The organism is Bilophila wadsworthia ATCC 49260, from assembly GCF_000701705.1.
In the GTDB taxonomy this organism is placed as follows: domain Bacteria; phylum Desulfobacterota; class Desulfovibrionia; order Desulfovibrionales; family Desulfovibrionaceae; genus Bilophila; species Bilophila wadsworthia.
On sequence record NZ_JNJP01000006.1, the window covers coordinates 104,622 to 120,767 of the forward strand.

At 55.8% G+C, this 16,146-nt stretch carries 13 protein-coding genes; 10 read left to right on the forward strand and 3 right to left on the reverse strand.

From position 1 onward, the window contains the following. Window positions 1-243: 243 nt before the first annotated feature. Window positions 244-1,464 carry a M24 family metallopeptidase gene (locus T370_RS0104640; RefSeq protein WP_029434913.1) on the reverse strand — a complete coding sequence of 407 codons (1,221 nt, stop codon included), beginning with the start codon at window positions 1,462-1,464 and terminating at the stop codon, window positions 244-246. A 362-nt stretch (window positions 1,465-1,826) separates the two neighbouring features. Between T370_RS0104640 and T370_RS0104645 the strand changes: the two genes are divergently transcribed. The 3 genes from T370_RS0104645 to T370_RS0104655 all read left to right on the forward strand — a co-directional run bounded on the left by T370_RS0104645 (window position 1,827) and on the right by T370_RS0104655 (window position 3,504). Further along, window positions 1,827-2,252, forward strand: coding sequence for a CoA-binding protein (locus T370_RS0104645; RefSeq protein WP_034505751.1), 426 nt, complete (start codon window positions 1,827-1,829; stop codon window positions 2,250-2,252). A 4-nt stretch (window positions 2,253-2,256) separates the two neighbouring features. Continuing rightward, the gene (locus tag T370_RS0104650; RefSeq protein WP_005027036.1) at window positions 2,257-2,718 is read left to right on the forward strand and encodes a YkgJ family cysteine cluster protein; all 462 of its coding nucleotides are present in this window, start codon (window positions 2,257-2,259) and stop codon (window positions 2,716-2,718) included. 108 nt (window positions 2,719-2,826) lie between these two features. Continuing rightward, complete coding sequence (locus tag T370_RS0104655; protein WP_029434915.1) at window positions 2,827-3,504, forward strand: adenylate kinase; 678 nt, start codon at window positions 2,827-2,829, stop codon at window positions 3,502-3,504. Between the two features lie 71 nt (window positions 3,505-3,575). On the opposite strand, the gene T370_RS0104660 is transcribed toward T370_RS0104655, so the two are convergent. Beyond that, window positions 3,576-4,004, reverse strand: coding sequence for a GNAT family N-acetyltransferase (locus T370_RS0104660; protein ID WP_029434916.1), 429 nt, complete (start codon window positions 4,002-4,004; stop codon window positions 3,576-3,578). 143 nt (window positions 4,005-4,147) lie between these two features. Here T370_RS0104660 and T370_RS0104665 point away from each other — a divergent pair, with 143 nt between their 5' ends. The 4 genes from T370_RS0104665 to T370_RS0104680 are packed head-to-tail and all read left to right on the forward strand — an operon-like array spanning window position 4,148 to window position 7,350. Then, complete coding sequence (locus T370_RS0104665) at window positions 4,148-4,825, forward strand: precorrin-2 dehydrogenase/sirohydrochlorin ferrochelatase family protein (protein WP_029434917.1); 678 nt, start codon at window positions 4,148-4,150, stop codon at window positions 4,823-4,825. Continuing rightward, complete coding sequence (locus tag T370_RS0104670) at window positions 4,812-5,645, forward strand: cytochrome C assembly family protein (RefSeq protein WP_005027027.1); 834 nt, start codon at window positions 4,812-4,814, stop codon at window positions 5,643-5,645. The genes T370_RS0104665 and T370_RS0104670 overlap by 14 nt, the downstream gene beginning before the upstream one ends. A 1-nt stretch (window position 5,646) precedes the next feature. Beyond that, complete coding sequence (gene hemA, locus T370_RS0104675) at window positions 5,647-6,990, forward strand: glutamyl-tRNA reductase (RefSeq protein ID WP_029434918.1); 1,344 nt, start codon at window positions 5,647-5,649, stop codon at window positions 6,988-6,990. Window positions 6,991-6,999: 9 nt separating this feature from the next. Then, on the forward strand, window positions 7,000-7,350 hold the full coding sequence (locus T370_RS0104680; RefSeq protein WP_029434919.1) for a hypothetical protein: 351 nt from the start codon (window positions 7,000-7,002) through the stop codon (window positions 7,348-7,350). Between the two features lie 100 nt (window positions 7,351-7,450). On the opposite strand, the gene purM is transcribed toward T370_RS0104680, so the two are convergent. After that, complete coding sequence (gene purM / locus T370_RS0104685; RefSeq protein WP_005027022.1) at window positions 7,451-8,503, reverse strand: phosphoribosylformylglycinamidine cyclo-ligase; 1,053 nt, start codon at window positions 8,501-8,503, stop codon at window positions 7,451-7,453. A 186-nt stretch (window positions 8,504-8,689) separates the two neighbouring features. Between purM and T370_RS25920 the strand changes: the two genes are divergently transcribed. The 3 genes from T370_RS25920 to pta all read left to right on the forward strand — a co-directional run bounded on the left by T370_RS25920 (window position 8,690) and on the right by pta (window position 16,102). Then, the gene (locus tag T370_RS25920) at window positions 8,690-9,682 is read left to right on the forward strand and encodes a Smr/MutS family protein (protein ID WP_029434920.1); all 993 of its coding nucleotides are present in this window, start codon (window positions 8,690-8,692) and stop codon (window positions 9,680-9,682) included. A gap of 553 nt (window positions 9,683-10,235) precedes the next feature. Continuing rightward, window positions 10,236-13,832 (forward strand): pyruvate:ferredoxin (flavodoxin) oxidoreductase, encoded by a 3,597-nt coding sequence (gene nifJ, locus T370_RS0104695; protein ID WP_029434921.1) that lies wholly within the window; start codon window positions 10,236-10,238, stop codon window positions 13,830-13,832. A 152-nt stretch (window positions 13,833-13,984) separates the two neighbouring features. Beyond that, complete coding sequence (gene pta, locus T370_RS0104700) at window positions 13,985-16,102, forward strand: phosphate acetyltransferase (protein WP_029434922.1); 2,118 nt, start codon at window positions 13,985-13,987, stop codon at window positions 16,100-16,102. The last annotated feature ends 44 nt before the right edge of the window (window positions 16,103-16,146 follow it).

The following is a 16,146-nucleotide window of genomic DNA, read 5'->3' on the forward strand; positions in this document are numbered from 1 at the left end:
ATCAATGAAGCTTTCCCACCCATTGTCAAGCCTCGCTCCGTATGCCGCCGGACAGGAACAAGAGCGGAAGGAGAAAACTGCCGCACCTCTAATGCATCCTAGCCAACGGATAAGCAGGGGTATAAAATGGGTAAAGGCCTCCACAAGTCCCTGCCCAAAGGCAAGAGGATTGTGGAGGCGAACAATCCCGCTTCTGAGCGACATCACAATCATATCGGCAGGACACGGGGTATGAAAGGGAAATCAACCGATCAGGATGATTTGCTTTGATGTCCCCGTAAGCGGACGAGCCCCTGACGCGGTGATTTCCAGCGTATGCTCAAGGCCGACCATCCCTGAGCCGGGGATGCCGATCTTCGGCTCAATGGCCACAACCATGCCCTGTTCCAGCGGAGCGGTAAAGCCTTTGGCAAAAACCGGGGTCTCATCGACAGTCAGGCCTATGCCATGCCCCAAGAATGGAACCTTGTCACGCCCCAACCCCATAAACCCGTCCATTTGCCCTTCGCGCTGGGCAACGGCACACGCTTCCGCCCATATCTCTGCCGGAACGGCTCCCGGTTTCAACGCGGCTGCGGTTTGTTCAAAAATCTCAACGCACACGGCATGTGCCCTACGAATCGGGCCGGGGATCGTATCGGCCGCGCCACTCCAGTACACCTGTGTCCTATCCGTATTATACCCTTCAACATTGAACCCCATATCGATGGAAAGCAAGGCGCGCTTCTGCCAAAGGCGTTCGGCATTTCCCATAAACGGAATGGCCGGACACATGCCTTTGCAACCAAGAGGTCCATTGTAATAGGTGGGATAAATGCCGGACGTATCAGCCGAGGCATAACCAAAAAAGTTTTCCTCACCCGGCGCATTCATCCGCAACATTCCGCTTCCGCCGCACGCGAACACCGCTTCCACATACGTTCTCGCAACATCAAATTCACTCATGCCGGGGTGTATGCGTTCCGGAAGTATTTCATCCAGAACTTTTGCATGTAATGCCCCGCATCGACGGATTTTTTCGAGCTCCCACTCGGATTTTACGGCTCGGGCCTGAGCAAGGACGGCATCACAGGAGGTGAACCGCACACCTTCCATACGGCTTTGCAGCATCTCCGCCATCGACCAGTTGAATCCGTTTTTATCCACGGCAATGGCGGAAGAAACCGGGCTCCCGCACCCAGCGCAGAGAGAGGTGATTTCCTTATATGACTTGAAGGGAAGAATGTGACGCAAGGGGGATTCCAGTTGTGCGCGTTCCACTCCCTTGCGAAGCAACAAAACGGGCTCCCCTTCAACGGGCAACCATACGAGCCCCCACCCCAGCGTTCCCGTCAAATAATAAATGCCAAGCCGGGAAGTAACGAGCATCCCCCCTGCATCAGGAGCGAGCGTGCGCAACAGACGGCGGCAGCGGGCATACCGGAATTCTATCTCTCCAAGCGGCAACAGATCGGGGCTCGACATGATCAGCTCTCCTTTTATACAGCAGGTTCGTTTGGGTCCATTTTGACAGGTTCCCTTTGAATCATTGATCTTTGGAATTTTCCTTATTTTGTCTTCCATTGCAACAGAGGATTTGAAAGATCTCCTTGTAATCCGGTGAAATATTTTTTGCGGTTTGTTTTGGTAGGATGTCTGGTGTTATAAATTTACATAATTTTAAAAGACTATGAGCCATAACATGCTTTAAAAACGCTCGCGGCAACTCACTGAAAAGCAACTCTTTCCGTGCTCTCCTAGACGAAGAGTACACACCCAAAACCTTTTCGTTGCCTTTATTGGCATAACCAACTAAACTTTCCTGCACTCTTTTTGTGAGGTCCATCATGTTACAGACATTTCTCTCCGACGGCAGGATGCGCGAATTTCTGACCCAAGCCCGCACAATCGCCGTCGTTGGTGCAAAAGATAAAGAAGGTCAGCCTGTTGACCGCGTCGGGAAGTATCTCATCCAAGCAGGCTACCAGGTGATCCCGGTCCACCCCATACGTAAAGACGTGTGGAGCCTGCAAACCTATCCTTCGCTTGCCGAAGTGCCTTTTCCCGTTGACATCGTCAATGTATTCCGGGCTCCTCAATACTGCCCTGATCATGCGCGGGAGACCGTGGCACTCTCCCCCCTGCCCCAACTGTTTTGGATGCAGCAAGGCATCGTGAGCCCCGAAGCCGCTTCTATCGCTGGGAAGGCCGGGATCGCCGTCGTTGAAGATTTATGCATCATGGTCGAACACAAACGCCTCTTAGGAAATTGATATCATGAAGAAAACTGTCTTTGACTGCCAGATGTGCGGTCAATGTTGCGAAGGGGAAGGCGGCATTGTCCTGAGCCCCAAGGATCTGAAACGCCTTTATGAAGGCCTGAATCTCGAAAAACAGGCTTTCCTTGATGCTTATGGCGTTTTCCGGAACGGGAAATGGCAAGTGCGGACGGGCGAAGACGGCAATTGTATTTTTTTCCGGGCCGGACAAAGCTGTACCGTCCATGCCATCAAGCCCGATGTTTGCCGGGCATGGCCGTTTTTCCGGGGGAACATGGCCGATGCCGAAAGCCTCCATCTGGCCAAGGCGTTTTGCCCAGGTATACGCCCTGATGCGACGCATGAGGAATTCGTGGAGGAAGGCCAGAGCTATCTGGAAGAAAATGGGCTCGTAGCCTCCGATCCCGAACATGAAGGGCACGCCCTTCTGCCGGTTTCCAAAACGGATTCTTCCTTTTAACCTTTCAGGATCCCTGCCCAAACCTTCTGGGCGGGCTTTGTGCTTCCGCCTCAGATTGTTCTGAAGACGCCAGCACCATACGACCTCTTACACAGGAGACTTTGGATCATGAATATCCTTATGTTCGGTCCCAACGGCAGCGGCAAAGGCACGCAGGGCGCTCTCATCAAGAAGGCGTTTGGTTTGGCCCATATCGAATCCGGAGCCATTTTCCGCGAACACGTGGGCGGCGGAACCGAACTCGGCAAAAAGGCCAAGGAATATATGGATCGCGGCGAACTCGTCCCTGACTCCATCACCATTCCCATGGTCCTCGAAACCTTGAAGACCAAAGGGGCTGACGGCTGGTTGCTTGATGGTTTCCCCCGCAATATCGCCCAGGCCGAACAACTGCACAAGGCGATGCAGGAACAGGGCATGAAGCTTGACTATGTGGTGGAAATCGATCTGCCCCGCAACATCGCCCGCGATCGCATCATGGGCCGCCGGGTGTGCAAGAACGACGGCAACCATCCCAACAACATCTTCATTGATGCCATCAAGCCCAATGGCGACGCCTGCCGGGTCTGTGGCGGCGAGCTCACGGCCCGTGCTGACGATCAGGACGAAGCCGCGATCAACAAGCGCCATGACATTTATTATGATGACAAAACGGGGACGCTGGCTGCAGCCCACTACTTCAAGGCGTTGGCCGAAAAGGGCGAAACCAAGTACATCGTCCTCAATGGTCAGGGTACGATCGACAGCATCAAAGAAACGCTTATCAAGGAACTGGGACTGAACTAGTCTTTGCTTTCCAAGCGGCTGGCTGGTTGAATTTTTCGGCCAGCCTGCCGCTGTAAAAAATGCGCTGCCGTTTATGGGAAAGCCATGAGCAGCTCTGTGCGACCGGTCACTTCTTCGATCCGTTCACCGGTTATACGGAACCCGTTTTTTTGGTAAAAGGCGACTGCCCGTTCGTTTTCCGCATAAACAGTAAGATCCAATGTGCCGCGCATCTTTTTGGCCAGTGCCAGCAAACGGGACCCCACTCCCCTCTTTTGGTGCGCGGGGGCAACAAAAAGCGCCGCAAGATAGTCCTCCACGAAGGCCATAAAGGCCACCACTTCTCCCGTAGTCCTGTCCTCATCCACAACGATTTCGCTTAATGGAAGATACAAGGTCCGCATGGCCTCGGCCTTTTCTTCCCAATATGCCTTATCAATAAAAGAATGGGAACGAACGGAAGCCGCCAGCCATATTCGGATAACGGTCTCCGTGTCTTCTTCTTTGAATGCCCGGATCATCTTCCCTCCATGCGCACGCACCGGACAAAGGGCACCCGAAAGCCCCCATTCCCCCATCTGTGGACGAAGGGGCGTGGTCGTGCTATATTCGATAATTCGTAGGTTACGAATATGTTTTCCGTTACAACCCTATCGGACGCCTTATGCATTACTATCCAGTTTTTTTGGAACTTTCTGGGCAGAGCTGCCTTGTAGTCGGCGCGGGCGCCGTCGGTTGCCGCAAGATAGCTTCCTTGCTCGAATGCCCTATTGAACGGCTTCACGTCATTGACCTGGCTGAACCGGATACAAATCTTCAAGTGTTGCTTGAAGATAAACGCGTCAGTTTTACGAAACGCCCCTTTACACCGTCCGATGTGGAGGGGTGCGCCTTGGTTTTTGCCGCCACCAGCAACAGGGAGACCAATGATGCCGTGGCGAGGGCCTGCACGGAACGCGGCATCCTCTGTAACTGCGCCGATGCCCCTAAGGACAGTTCCTTTATCGTACCCGCCCTTGTCGAACAAGGGAATATCGCCATCGCCCTTTCCACAGGCGGCGCCAGCCCGGCGCTTGCCCGGAAGATCCGTGAAGATCTGGAAACGTGGCTCGGAGAGCGTTATACGGGGATAAGCGAACTTTTGATGCGGCTCCGCCCCTTGGTTCTTGCCTTGCATCACGAGACGAGGCAGAATACAACCCTCTTCCGGAGCATTGTGGATTCGCCCCTGTCCGAAGCCCTGCAGCGTCGGGATCGGCAAACGTGCGAATCTTTGCTCAGGGAATTGTTACCCATCGAACTGCATCCGTATATCATGGAGTTGCTGCATGATCTTGCCTGAACTGTTGCCGGTTCTGGCCATTCACCTGTACGCCCTTGGGACGGCGGCCGTCGTGGCGGGCATCCTTGCCCGGAACGAATGGCTTAAGCGCGCCGCCCTCGTGCTTACGGTGCTTGCCTTCACCACCCACACATTACTGTTGATCGCCACCTTTATGGACGACGGATTCACGGGCCTGACCCGCTCCGTGTATGTCCAGCTTCTGGCTTGGTGCATTACCCTCAGCGGGCTTGTCGCGTGGCTCCGGTGGCGCTATGAGGCACTGCTCCTGACCGTAGCACCATTCTCCTTGCTGACGTTTCTGATCGCCCTCTTGCTGCGTCATGCCGAAACACCGCTTCCCCCCGTACTTTCGGGGATGACCTTTACCATCCATATCGCAGCGATATTCATCAGTATCGGCCTGATGGCCCTTGCTTTCGGCGCGGGCGTGCTTTTCCTCATCCAAGCGAAGAGCATCAAATCGAAATCAAAGCTGGCGGGCTTCCAAAAGGATCTCCCTGCCCTCTCCGCATTGGACAAAATCAATGCGTTCACGACGACGGTCGGCTTTCCGCTGTTCACGGCGGGCGTGCTTTTTGGGTTCATCTCGGCCCGCATCAATTGGGGCACAATCCTTTCCGGCGATCCTAAAGAGTTTATTTCGCTCGTTGTCTGGGGCCTGTACGCTTGGCTTTTCCACCAGCGGTTCACGCAGGGCTGGCAAGGACGCAAACCAGCAATTCTGGCAATATGGATCTTCACGGTTTGCGCGTTTTCGCTCATCGTGGTGAACCTCTTTATGACCACACACCACAGTTTTCTGACCACACCACGCTGATATGGAACAACAAATCTACCTTATTGGGCTCAACTACCGCACTGCCGGCGTTGAGGTGCGGGAACGTTTCGCGTTGACGGATCATTGCTCCAAAGACACGTGGGCCATTCCGTTGCGCCCTTCGGGGGAAAACGATTCGGCCGAGACGACGCTGGACGAGGCGCTGATCCTCTCAACCTGCAACCGGGTTGAGATCCTTGCCGTGGGCCAAGGCGACGTGCCGGGGCTGATTCTGGAGGCGTGGGCCTCCGCCAAAAACCGGAAGGCCGTCGAACTCGCGCCGTATGTGTACATCCACAAAGGCCGTGAGGCGATTGCACACCTGTTCACCGTTGCCTCCAGCCTCGATTCGATGGTGCTCGGAGAACCGCAGATCCTTGGGCAGCTCAAAGGAGCCTATCGCAAGGCAACCCTGGCCGGGACGACGAAGACCATCATCAATCGCCTTCTGCACAAATCGTTCAGTGTCGCCAAACGGGTACGCACGGAAACCGGCATTGCGGCGAGCGCCGTTTCCATCAGCTACGCGGCCGTGGAGCTTGCCAAGCGTATTTTCGGCGACATGGGCCAATACCAAGCCATGCTCATCGGCGCTGGCGAAATGGCGGAACTCGCGGCCACGCACCTGATTCAAGCCGGGATCAGCAACGTCAAAGTCGCCAACCGGACCTACCAGCGCGCCAAAGAGCTTGCCGCCGAATTCAAAGGAGAAGCCGTTCCCTTTGAGCACTTGTTCAAGCATCTTGCCGATGTGGACATCATCATCAGCTCCACAGGCTCACCGGAAGCCATTATCCGCGCACGCGACATCAAGGACGTCTTGAAACGCCGCAAATACCGGCCAATGTTCTTCATTGACATCGCGGTCCCCCGAGACATCGATCCCGACGTCAACAACGTGGATAACGTCTACCTCTATGACATCGACGATCTGAAAGAAGTGGTTGAAGAAAATCTGGCCCATCGGCGCGTCGAAGCGGAAAAGGCGCAGGGGATCGTTGACGAAGAGGTCAATGCCTTTGCCTTTTGGCTGGAATCGTTGGAGCTCCAGCCCACTATTGTGGACCTGCTCTCCCACTTCGAAACCCATGCGCAAGAAGAGCTCCAGCGGACCTTAAAACGGCTCGGTCCCGTGAATCCTGAAACCCGTGAGGCGTTGGAGGCCATGCTGCATGGTCTGGTCCGGAAGCTTTCGCATGAGCCCATTACGTTCCTGAAGGAAGCCAAGTCCGAGACAGCTTCCCGCAACGTGGAACTGATCAGGCGTATGTTCGGACTGGATGACGAACACCCGATGGGCCGATGTACGCGCAGGGTCCACAGAAACGAATCTCAACTGCCATAGGGAGCGGTCATGCGCTGCTATCTTGTAGACGAACTCCAGCCCGAGGTCATTGCCAACCTTGAGGCGCAGCTGACGAAAAACGGCTGCCAGTCCGGTATTGAAAGATTATATTGGCTGCCTCTAGAGAAAGAACGCCTGCTTCCCGTTCAGCGTGAGCACGAATCCTCGTGCGGGCCGCATTGCCTTGCATTGGAGATCCTTGACGATGCCGTCAGGCTTGAATTCCTCGTCCGGGCTAAAGGGCGTATGCGCTGCGAATGTGTATGCTATCTCTCTCCGGAAACGGAGCGCCACATGATGGACTGGCTTGACGCCCGCATTATGGAAGCGGAAATCGAACAAGGGCTCATCCACCAGTAAGCGAACCGTTGTTCCTTTTTTCGTACACGCAGGACCGACAAAAAGGCCTCCCCACATTTCCGTGGGGAGGCCTTTTCATAAACAAGCTTCCAGAAGGCGGCTAGAACAGGATCTTGACCTGTTCTTCGTCCTTATCCTGACGGCGGCCGATCGTCCCGATGACCCAAGCCCCTTTGTGCATGGCCTCAAGACGGCCCATCGCCTCTTCCGCGACTTCGCTGGGCACAATAAAGACATAGCCGATGCCGCAATTGAAGATCTGCAGCATTTCAGGCCATGTCAGGCCGCCTTCTTCACGCAGCCAATGGAAAACGGGCTGCACATCCCATGAAGCGAACTTGATATCCGCAGTGACCGAATTGGGCAGGACGCGGGGAATGTTATCGTAGAAGCCGCCACCCGTGATATGGACCATCCCCTTGACGGGCAGGTCGCGCATCAGGTTACGCACGACGTCGGAATAAATATAGGTGGGCTCCAACAGGACATCTTTCACTGTCCGGTCGGAACCGGGCATGGTGTCATCGGGGCCAAGGCCGCTCTTGTCAAGGATCTTGCGGACGAGCGAATAGCCGTTGGAATGGATGCCGGAAGAAGCGAGGCCGATGAGCACGTCTCCGACACGGATTCCCGAGCCGTCCACAATCTTGGCATTGTCGGCCATGCCTACGCAGAAGCCCGCGAGATCATACTCGCCGTCAGCGTACATATCGGGCATTTCGGCCGTTTCACCGCCAAGGAGGGCGCATCCGGCCTGCTTGCAGCCTTCCGCGATGCCGGCGATCACCTGCGTGGTCTTGTCCACATCAAGCTTACCGGTCGCAAAATAGTCGAGGAACAACAACGGACGCGCGCCCTGAACCAAAATATCATTGGCACTCATAGCCACAAGATCGATACCGACCGTATCATGCTTGTCGAAAGCGAAGGCCAGCTTCAACTTGGTGCCGACCCCATCGGTGGAAGCAACCAGCACCGGTTCGGCCATTCCGGACATATCCGGCTTGAAAAGCCCGCCGAACCCCCCGATATCCGAAAGGACCCCGTGGATATGGGTCTGGGATACGATGGATTTGATACGGGAAACAAGGGAATTGCCGGCATCGATGTTCACTCCGGCTTCGGTATACGCTTGGGCTCGCGTCAGGGGCATGATCCTCTCCTAAACTAGCATTGGGTAACTTGTCCGGTGAGAATAGGCTTTTCCCATTACTTGCGCAAGAGGCCAGTTTCCTTTCTCGAGTACTCCGTTTCCCCATTCCCGCCCTTGCGGTCCGCCCGTTCGGAGACTATTCTAGCCGATATCCGATTGTTCCCAACACACTGAAGGTTGCAAATCATGAATGAAGAAAAACCCTTCGAGGGCGAAAACCCCTTTCGAAAGCTTGATAAGAAACGTTTTCTGTCTCATGACGAAAAGAAAAAGGCGAAAAGCCTCAAGAAAAATGGCCTCATCTCCAATAATGACGGTGAGGTTTCCTCTTTCTATGCGGAATTCGTCTCTCCTCAGGATGAAGGGGAGACCAGAGCCTTTTTGAATGCCGTCTCCGGCGTGACCAAACTGGGCGCTCCGGCAAACGCAAAACGCGAAAAACGGCCTTCCGTTACCTCCCTGAATAACCCTGTACTCGGCAAACAGGCTCTCTGGGAGACCGATCGTTCGTTGTCAAAAACGAAAAAAAACAATCCTACTCCTGAAATAGCCGGCAAGAATGCTGCCTCCTCCACTCCGAAAAAAACGGGGAATGAAACAGGCGAGGAGGACATCAATTTCTTTGCGGCCATGCAGGATGTTACCCCGCTTTCTGGAAAGGGGCGGGAAGTGGCGGCGGAAGCGCCGGTATCCATTCCTCCCGTGCAGACGCCGCCTAACCCGCTTCAGGAATTCATCGACGGAAAGCTCGAGTTCGCGCTTGCCTTCACCGATGAATATGTGGAAGGACATGTTGTCGGCCTCGATCTGATGCTTGTGGGAAAACTGCAGGCGGGCCAATTCAGTCCGGAGTCACATCTGGACTTGCATGGAATGAACGCGCAACAGGCTTTTGACGCTTTGGTGGGCTTTTTCCGTGCGGCGTATTTCAAAGGGCAGCGCACGGTCCTCGTGGTGCCCGGACGCGGCCTGAACTCTCCTCATGGTATATCCATCCTCAGAGAGAAAGTTCAGGAGTGGTTTACCCAAGAACCGCTTAAGCGTGTCATTCTTGCGTTCTGTACGGCCAAACCTTCCGATGGCGGAGCGGGAGCCCTCTATGTCCTCCTCCGTAAATTCAGAAAAGGCGAAGGGAAAATCCATTGGGAACGCAAGCCCGTAGACCCTGATTTGATTTAGCGGTTTTTCTGTAACCGGAATACGGGGTATACATAAAATACCTGATTGAAATTGTTATCAAAAAATATTTAACTATAAAGAAAACGTTGTTTGTGCAAAAAGATTTTTTTGCGTGTTTGATGGAAATAGACTGTTCAACCAAACAAATCCATGCTACTGTCTCTTCGCACGCGGAATTTTGTCTTTCATCTCAAAAATGTGTGGAATGACATCTTCCCTGCGAGAAAACGAATGTGTCAGGTTTCATTGCCAAAGCGAGGGAGGGAGTTGCCTTGCGGGGCGTACGGGGCCTGAACGCCAGAGCCGGAGCGGCAACATAACAATAGACACGGATGCACAAGTCGGTATTCTCTGCAAGGGGGCTTTTTTCCCCGAGAGTACACATCCGATGAATGTTATGGGAAAAGCCTATTCATAATGGCTCGCCGTATCTGGGAACAGTACACGACTTTGCCGTATTGGCCCATGCGTGACCACACGGCTAACACGTATCTCGTTATGCTTCTTGAAGGCATGACAAACAAAGTCCGCCGGGGGGCGGAAGGGAGTCTTCATGGCTAAGAAAATGAAAACCATGGACGGCAACACGGCAACCACGCATATCGCGTATGCTCTCAGCGATGTCGCTTGTATTTATCCTATCACGCCGTCTTCCGTGATGGGCGAACTCGCTGACGACTGGGCCGCCGCCGGCAAGAAAAACCTGATGGGCCAGACCGTCACCGTACGTGAACTGCAGTCCGAAGCCGGTGCCGCCGGTGCCGTGCACGGTTCCCTGGTGGCTGGTGCCATGACCAGCACGTTTACGGCTTCTCAGGGCCTCCTGCTGATGATCCCCAACATGTACAAAATCGCCGGTGAACTGCTTCCCACCGTATTCCACGTTTCCGCCCGTGCCCTTTCCACGCACGCGCTGAGCATCTTCGGCGACCAGCAGGACGTGATGGCCGCGCGCCAGACCGGTTTTGCTTTCCTTTGCGCCAGCTCCGTCCAGGAATGCATGGACATCGCCCTGGTTGCCCATCTGGCCACCATCGAATCCAGCGTCCCCTTCTGCCATTTCTTCGACGGTTTCCGCACCTCCCATGAAATCCAGAAGATCGAAGTCATCGACTATGAAGACATCCGCAAGGTCGTCAATTGGGACAAGGTGAACGAATTCCGGCAGAACGCCATGAATCCGGAACACCCCCATCAGCGCGGCACGGCCCAGAACCCCGACATCTACTTCCAGAACACCGAACGCCGGAACCTCTTCTATGATGCGGTCCCGAACGTCGTTGTCGAAGCGATGAAGAAGGTCGAGGGCATCACCGGCCGCAAATACCGTCCCTTCGACTACGTGGGCCATCCGGAAGCCGACCGTATCGTTGTGGCCATGGGCTCCGCCTGCGAAACCATCGAGGAAGTCGTCAACCTGCTGAACGCCCAGGGCCAGCGCGTCGGCCTCGTGAAGGTCCGTCTGTTCCGTCCCTTCTCCACCGAACACCTCCTGCAGGTCATCCCTTCCACGGTGAAGACCATCACCGTCCTCGATCGTACCAAGGAACCCGGCTGCCTCGGCGAGCCGCTGTACCTCGACGTTTGCGCCGCCTTCATGGAAAAGGGCAAGACGCCGGAAATCCTCGGCGGCCGCTACGGTCTGGGTTCCAAAGAATTCACGCCCGCCATGGCTGAAGCCGTTTTCGCCAACATGACCATCGTCGGCCCCAAGAACCACTTCTCCGTGGGCATCACCGACGACGTGAGCTACACCAGCCTTGAAGTTGGCGCCGACATCGACACCGTGGCTCCCGGCACTGTACAGTGCAAGTTCTTCGGCCTCGGCGCCGACGGCACCGTGGGCGCGAACAAGCAGGCTATCAAGATCATCGGGGACAACACCGATCTCTACGCTCAGGCCTACTTCGCTTACGACTCCAAGAAGTCCGGCGGCTTTACGGTATCCCACCTGCGCTTCGGCAAGTCTCCCATCCACTCTACCTACTTGGTGAACCAGGCCGACTACATTGCCTGCCACAAGTCCGCGTACGTACACCAGTACGACGTGCTCGAAGGCATCAAGGAAGGCGGCGTGTTCGTGCTGAACTCCGAATGGAACACCGTTGAAGACCTCAGCCGTGAACTGCCCGCTGCCATGAAGCGCACCCTCGCCCGCAAGAGCATCAAGTTCTACAACGTGGACGCGGTGAAGGTCGCCATGGAAATCGGCCTTGGCGGACGCATCAACATGATCATGCAGACCGCGTTCTTCAAGCTCGCCGAGGTGATCCCCTTCGAGCAGGCCGTCGCGCTGCTGAAGGACTCCATCAAGAAGACCTACGGCCGCAAGGGCGATAAGGTCGTGAACATGAACCTCGCCGCCGTGGACAACGCCATTGCCGCGCTGACCGAAATCAAGATTCCGGCCGAGTGGGCTGAGGCTGTTGACGAACACAAGGCTGAAGCCTGCTCCTGCGGTTGCGGCTGCGGCCACAATCACGAACCGGCCTACATCACGGACGTGGTCCGTCCGATCCTCGCCCAGCAGGGTGACAAGCTGCCCGTGTCCGCCTTTGAGCCCGACGGCCTTGTTCCGCTCGGCACCACCGCTTATGAAAAGCGCGGTGTGGCGGTGAACATTCCCGAATGGATTTCCGAAAACTGCATCCAGTGCTGCCAGTGTTCCTTCGTTTGCCCGCACGCGGCCATCCGCCCTGTTCTGGCTACCGAAGAAGAACTTTCCTGCGCTCCGGATACGTTTGTCACCAAGGACGCCATCGGCAAGGAACTCAAGGGCCTCAAGTTCCGCATTCAGGTGTATGCTGAAGACTGCCTCGGCTGCGGCTCCTGCGCCGAAGTCTGCCCGGCCAAGACCAAGGCTCTGGTCATGAAGCCCCTGCATACCCAGATTGAAGCTCAGGTCGCCAACTTGAAGTTCGCCACCGAATGCGTGGAACCGAAGGACAACCTGGTTGCCCGCGATTCGCTCAAGGGTTCTCAGCTCCAACAGCCTCTGCTTGAATTCTCCGGTGCGTGTGCCGGTTGTGGCGAAACCCCCTACGTGAAGCTGATCACCCAGCTTTTCGGCGAACGGATGCTTATCGCCAACGCCACCGGCTGCTCCTCCATCTGGGGTGGTTCCGCTCCCACCGTGCCTTACACCACCAACAAGGATGGTCACGGCCCGGCTTGGGGCAGCTCCCTCTTTGAAGATGCCGCCGAATACGGTTTCGGTATGTTCAGCGCCGTCAAGCATCGTCGCGAAAAGCTCGCCGATATCGTTGCGGAAGCGGCCAAGCTGCCCGGCCTGCCCGAAGGATTGGTCGACGCTCTCAACGGCTGGCTGGAAAACAAGGAAGACGCCGAAGGTTCCAAGAAGTTCGGTGAAGAAATCCTTGCGGCGCTGTCCGACGCCCCGGAACATGAACTGTTTGAGCAGATTTGGGATATGAACGACCTGCTCACCAAGAAGTCCGTGTGGGTCTTCGGTGGTGACGGTTGGGCCTATGACATCGGCTACGGCGGCCTGGACCATGTCCTCGCTTCCGGCGAAGACATCAACGTGCTCGTTATGGACACCGAAGTGTACTCCAACACCGGCGGTCAGGCTTCCAAGTCCACCCCGCTCGGCTCCGTCGCCAAGTTTGCCGCCGCCGGCAAGCGTACCGGCAAGAAGGATCTGGGCCGTATGGCCATGACCTACGGGTACGTGTATGTGGCTTCCATCTCCATGGGCGCCAACAAGCAGCAGACCCTCAAGGCACTGAAGGAAGCCGAAGCCTATAAGGGACCGTCCCTTATCATCGCGTACGCCCCCTGCATCAACCAAGGCATCCGCAAGGGCATGGGCAAGAGCATGGAAGAAGGCAAGCTGGCCGTCGACAGCGGTTACTGGCCTCTGTACCGCTTCAACCCCGAATTGGCCGAACAGGGCAAAGCGCCCCTGACTCTGGAGTCCAAGGCTCCCGACGGAACGCTGCGTGACTTCCTGGCCGGTGAAAACCGTTACGCCCAGCTGAAGAGCATCGCGCCTCAAGATTCCGAACGTCTCCAGAACGACCTGGAAAAGGCGTATAACGATCGTTATCAGCTGTTGAAGTACATGGCGGCGTTCTCTGGTTCTGCCGAACAGCCGAAGGCCGCTGAAGAACCCAAGGTAACGGAATAACACTCTCTCCCGGGAACCGGTTCTGCCGGTTCCCGGTTTTGACTCTGTCGGCGGAGTGCCTTTTGACAGAAAGGGGCACTCCGTCTATTATTATGTGGATTTTACTGCTTTGCGGAACAAACTGTAATCCTTACATCCCGGAGTACCTCTTTATGGCCCATTCTCTTTATATCACTGGTACGGAAGGCTCGAGTGGGAAAACCGTAGTCACCTTGGGGCTGATGCATTTCTTGCAGTCTCAGGTGCGCAAGGTCGCCTTCTTTCGTCCTATCATCGACAGCGAGGACGAAGCCCGGCGCGACTCCAGCATCAATCTGATCCTCAAGCATTTTGAGCTGGATATGCTGTATAGGGACACCTACGCGTGTACCTATAAGGAAGCGCTCGAACTGGTGACTTCGGGGAATATGTCCCTGTTGATCGAAAAGATTTTTCAGAAGTACAAAGCTCTCGAAAACGAGTATGATTTCGTTTTGTGCCAGGGCACGGATTTCCGGGACAAGGACACGGCCGTCCAGTTCGAGCTGAACTCCGAGATCGCCGCCAGCCTCAATATTCCGCTCGCGCTCGTCATCAACGGCAAGGATAAATCCCTCGACGCCATCCAGGCCTCCGTCAGAAGTAACCTGGAATTGCTGAAGGACAAGCGGCGCGAAGTGGGCTGCATGTTCGTCAACCGCGTATCGTTCACCACCGAAGACTGCCCCACCTGTGCGAGCACGATCATTGAAGGCTCCGGAGCTTTCACTCCGCTGTTCTTCATCAGCGAAACCCCCGCCCTGTGCAATCCGAGCGTCGGTGAAGTCCAGAAATGGATGAACGCCGACGTGCTTTTCGGCAAGGAAGGCCTGAACAACCTTGTTCACGACTACCTTATCGCGGCTATGCAGGTCGGCAATTTCATGAACTACCTTGAGCAGGATCTGCTGATCGTCACCCCCGGGGACCGTTCCGACATCATCCTCGCCAGCCTGACCTCGCACCTTTCGTCCACCTATCCCAACATTGCGGGCATCCTCCTCACCGGCGGCATCGATCTGCCCGAGAGTATGCAGAAGCTCATGGAAGGCTGGACGGGCATCCCTGTCCCCATCCTTTCCGTGAAGGGCGCCACCTATGATACGTGTCAGGAACTGCTGAAGCTGCACGGAAAGATCTCCCCCGAAGACTATCGGAAGATCACCGTGGCGCTTGACGCTTTCTCCGAAGGCGTGGACAAGGAAACCCTCGTCAACAAGATTTTCAACTTCCGCTCTGATCGCGTTACCCCGATGATGTTCGAGTTCAACCTCGCGGAGCAGGCTCAGAAACATCGTATGCGCATCGTCCTGCCCGAAGGGGAGGAACTGCGGATTCTGCGCGCCGCCGAGTCCCTGTGCGAGCGTGGGATTGCGGATATCATCCTGCTTGGCGATACCGACGCCATCCAGGAGAAGATCAAGAAGTTTGGCCTCAAGCTGCAGGATGCCACGATTATCCAGCCCACAGCCTCCCCGCGTTTCAATGCCTATGCCCAGCAGTATTACGAAATGCGCAAGAGCAAGGGCCTTACGTTGGAGCAGGCGCAGGAGCGTATGCAGGACTCGACCTACTTCGGCACGATGATGGTTCAGATCGGCGACGCCGACGGCATGGTTTCCGGCGCTGTGAACACCACGGCCCACACCATCCGTCCCGCCTTTGAAATCATCAAGACGAAGCCGGATACCTCCATCGTTTCGAGCGTGTTCTTCATGTGCCTCAAGGATCGCATCCTTGTGTTCGGCGACTGCGCGGTCAATCCTAATCCCACAGCCAGCCAGCTTGCGGACATCGCCATCAGCTCGGCGCATACCGCCCGTGTCTTCGGCGTCGAACCCCGCGTCGCCATGCTGTCCTACTCCACCGGTTCTTCCGGCAAGGGCGAAGCCGTGGACGAAGTCATCGAAGCGACCAAGCTTGCGCATGAACGGGCTCCCGAGCTCCTCCTTGATGGCCCCATCCAGTATGACGCGGCCATCGATCCCGAAGTGGCCCGAACGAAGGCTCCCACCAGCCCCGTCGCCGGTCACGCCTCCGTGTTCATCTTCCCGGACCTGAATACCGGGAACAATACGTATAAGGCCGTCCAGCGCGCCGCCAATGCGCTTGCCATCGGCCCCGTCCTGCAGGGCCTCAACAAGCCCGTGAACGATTTGTCCCGCGGTTGCACCGTGCCGGACATCATCAACACGGTCATGATCACGGCTATCCAGGCTCAGGCTGAAAAGGGTTTAATCACCCTTAAGTAAGGCACTCTTGGAGGATCCGGATCCACCTCTTTCGTACTGATGCC